We start from the raw sequence: 2,921 nt of genomic DNA on the forward strand, positions 1-2,921 counted from the left end.
CGCGCGCCCCCGCGCGGGCCCCCGCCCGACCCCCCGGGCCGCCGCGGGGCCGCCCCCCCCCCCGGGGGGGGGTCCCGGGGCCCCGCGGCGCCCCGCCCGCCCCCCCGCGCCCCCGCCGGATTGGTCCACTCGTGGGACACGGCCGTGCGCGGCCGGGGCGAGGGACACAGCGACGGGGAGGCCGGCGGATGCCGCGGACAGCACCGACACGGGGAGCACGGGGGACACGGCGGGCGCTGCGCCGCGCGGCGGTGGCCCTGGCGGCACTTGCCGCCGCCGCGGCCGCCGCGCCGCCCGGCACCGCCGCGGTCCGCGGTGCACCCGCCCGGCCCGCCGTGGCCGCCGCGGGCGTCCGGGAGCTGCGCCCGGCGGCCGCGCCCGCCGCCGGCAACCAGGAGCTGCGCGCGGTCGCCGCCCCGGGCCCGGACGACGCCTGGGCGGTCGGCTACGAGGAGTCCCCGGACGGCGGCCTGCCGCTGGTCGAGCGGTTCGACGGGGCCGCCTGGCGGGCGGTGGAGGCGCCGCACCCGGACGGCGGGAGCACCACGCTGGAGGCGGTCGCCGCGTTCGGGCCGGACGACGTAGGGGCGGCCGGCGGCACCGGGCCCGCCGACGGCCCGGCCGGCCCCTACCTGCTGCACTGGGACGGCACCGGCGGGCGGGCGGCCGACCTCCCGGCGGAGGCCGGCGGCGCCCTGCACGCCCTCGCGGCTGGCGGCGACGGCGCGCTCTGGGCGGCCGGCGGGCAGCCCGCCGCGGCCACCGCGGCCTTCACCCTGCGGCGGTCCGGCGGCCGGTGGACCCGCCTGCCGGCCGGCGCCGGCCCGGCGGGCGAGGACGTGTCGCTGCTCGCCGTCGCCGCGGTGCCGGGCACCGGCGCCGCCTGGGCGGTCGGCTCGACCCTCCCGCAGCTCCAGGACGCCTGGCACGCGGTGATCGAGGAGTACCGGCCCTGAGCGAGCGCGGGCGGAGGCCCGGCCGTCGGTAGAGTGCGGGGCATGAGCGATGGCGCGGTGCTGCACGTCAAGGGGCGGGTGCTGGTCGGCCCGGAGGATGTCCGGGACGAGCTGTGGGTGGTCGGCGGGCGGATCACCTTCGCCCGCCCGGCGCACGCCGCGGACGTCCGCACGGTCACCGGCTGGGTGCTGCCCGGTCTGGTCGACGCGCACTGCCACGTCGGGCTGGACGCGCACGGCGCGGTGGACGAGGCGACCAGCGAGAAGCAGGCCCTCACCGACCGCGACACCGGCACCCTGCTGATCCGTGACGCCGGGTCGGCCGCCGACACCCGCTGGATCGACGACCGCGAGGACCTGCCGCGGATCATCCGGGCCGGCCGGCACATCGCCCGCACCCGCCGCTACATCCGCAACTACGCGCACGAGATCGAGCCGGGCGACCTGGCCGCCTTCGTCCGCCACGAGGCCCGCCGCGGCGACGGCTGGGTGAAGCTGGTCGGGGACTGGATCGACCGCGAGCGCGGCGACCTGGCCGCCTGCTGGCCGGCGGACGCGCTGCGCGAGGCGATCGCGGCGGCGCACGAGGAGGGCGCCCGGGTCACCGCGCACTGCTTCGCCGCCGAGTCGCTGCCCGATCTGCTGGCGGCCGGCATCGACTGCGTCGAGCACGGTACGGGGCTCACCGAGGAGCTGATCCCGTTCTTCGCCGAGCGCGGGGTGGCGATCGTGCCGACCCTGGTCAACATCGCGACCTTCCCGAAGCTCGCGGACGGCGGCGAGGCGAAGTTCCCGGTCTGGTCCGCGCAGATGCGCCGGCTCCACGAGCGCCGCTACGACACGGTCGGCGCCGCGCACGACGCCGGCATCCCGCTGTACGTCGGCACCGACGCGGGCGGGTCGCTGGCGCACGGCCTGGTGGCGGCCGAGGTGGCGGAACTGGTGAAGGCCGGCCTCACACCCACCGAGGCGGTGTCGGCGGCGAGTTGGGCGGCCCGCGCGTGGCTGGGCCGGGACGGCCTGGTCGAGGGCGCCTCCGCCGACCTGGTGGTCTACGCCGAGGACCCGCGGGCGGACGTCCGGGTGCTCGCCGACCCGCGGGCCGTGGTCCTGCGCGGCCGCACGGTGGCCTGACCGCGCTGTCGGCCTGGGCCGATAGGGTGACGCCCATGGCACCGCGTCCACTGAACGAGATCGTCGAACCGGGCTGGGCCCGGGCCCTGGAGCCCGTCGCCGGGCAGGTCGCCGCCATGGGCGACTTCCTCCGCGCCGAGCTGGCGGCCGGCCGCACCTACCTGCCCTCCGGGCCGAACGTGCTGCGCGCGTTCCAGCAGCCCTTCGACCAGGTCCGGGTCCTGATCGTCGGTCAGGACCCGTACCCGACGCCGGGCCACGCGGTGGGTCTGAGCTTCGCCGTGGCGCCGGAGGTCCGGCCGATCCCGGCGAGCCTGGTGAACATCTACCGGGAGTACGGCACGGACCTCGGCTACCCGCCGCCGTCCAACGGCGATCTCACTCCGTGGACGCAGCAGGGCGTGCTGCTGCTCAACCGCGTGCTCACGGTGGCGCCCCGCACGCCCAACGCCCACCAGGGCAAGGGCTGGGAGGCGGTCACCGAGCAGGCGATCCGGGCGCTGGCGGCCCGCGGCGGCCCGCTGGTGGCGGTCCTCTGGGGCTCGGCCGCCCGCAACCTCCGCCCGCTGCTCGGCGGGATCCCGACCGTCGAGTCGGTGCACCCCAGCCCGATGTCCGCGGACCGCGGCTTCTTCGGTTCCCGTCCGTTCAGCCGTGCCAACGAACTGCTGGTCGGGCAGGGCGCCCAGCCGGTCGAGTGGCGCCTGCCCTAGCACGTGGTCGTGGACGGGGCGGGGCGCACCCCCCCGCGGGGTGGCGGGGGGGGGGGGGGGTTCGAGGCGGCGCGGGGGCGCGCGCGGGGGGGGGCGTGGTGGGCGGCTCTCAGGCGCC

The 2,921-nt window shown here is 79.1% G+C and carries 3 protein-coding genes; all 3 read left to right on the forward strand.

Annotation, left to right across the window (positions count from 1 at the left end; all coding sequences use genetic code 11):
* Positions 1 to 188 precede the first annotated feature (188 nt).
* Genes ACFV0G_RS31440 through ACFV0G_RS31450 form a run of 3 tightly spaced genes read left to right on the forward strand, consistent with a single transcriptional unit; the run spans position 189 to position 2,803 of the window.
* Positions 189 to 956 carry a hypothetical protein gene (locus tag ACFV0G_RS31440; RefSeq protein WP_380555368.1) on the forward strand — a complete coding sequence of 256 codons (768 nt, stop codon included), beginning with the start codon at positions 189 to 191 and terminating at the stop codon, positions 954 to 956.
* 42 nt (positions 957 to 998) lie between these two features.
* Positions 999 to 2,090 (forward strand): amidohydrolase family protein, encoded by a 1,092-nt coding sequence (locus ACFV0G_RS31445; RefSeq protein WP_380555370.1) that lies wholly within the window; start codon positions 999 to 1,001, stop codon positions 2,088 to 2,090.
* 35 nt (positions 2,091 to 2,125) lie between these two features.
* Positions 2,126 to 2,803, forward strand: coding sequence for a uracil-DNA glycosylase (locus ACFV0G_RS31450; RefSeq protein ID WP_380555372.1), 678 nt, complete (start codon positions 2,126 to 2,128; stop codon positions 2,801 to 2,803).
* Positions 2,804 to 2,921 lie beyond the last annotated feature (118 nt).

It is taken from the genome of Kitasatospora sp. NPDC059571 (genome assembly GCF_042735675.1).
Lineage (GTDB): Bacteria > Actinomycetota > Actinomycetes > Streptomycetales > Streptomycetaceae > Kitasatospora.

Bases quoted from the DNA above. Each gene is read 5' to 3' on its own strand.
- ACFV0G_RS31440 (WP_380555368.1), top strand. From the start codon at position 189: ATGCCGCGGACAGCACCGACACGGGGAGCACGGGGGACACGGCGGGCG.
- ACFV0G_RS31445 (WP_380555370.1), top strand. From the start codon at position 999: ATGAGCGATGGCGCGGTGCTGCACGTCAAGGGGCGGGTGCTGGTCGGC.
- ACFV0G_RS31450 (WP_380555372.1), top strand. From the start codon at position 2,126: ATGGCACCGCGTCCACTGAACGAGATCGTCGAACCGGGCTGGGCCCGG.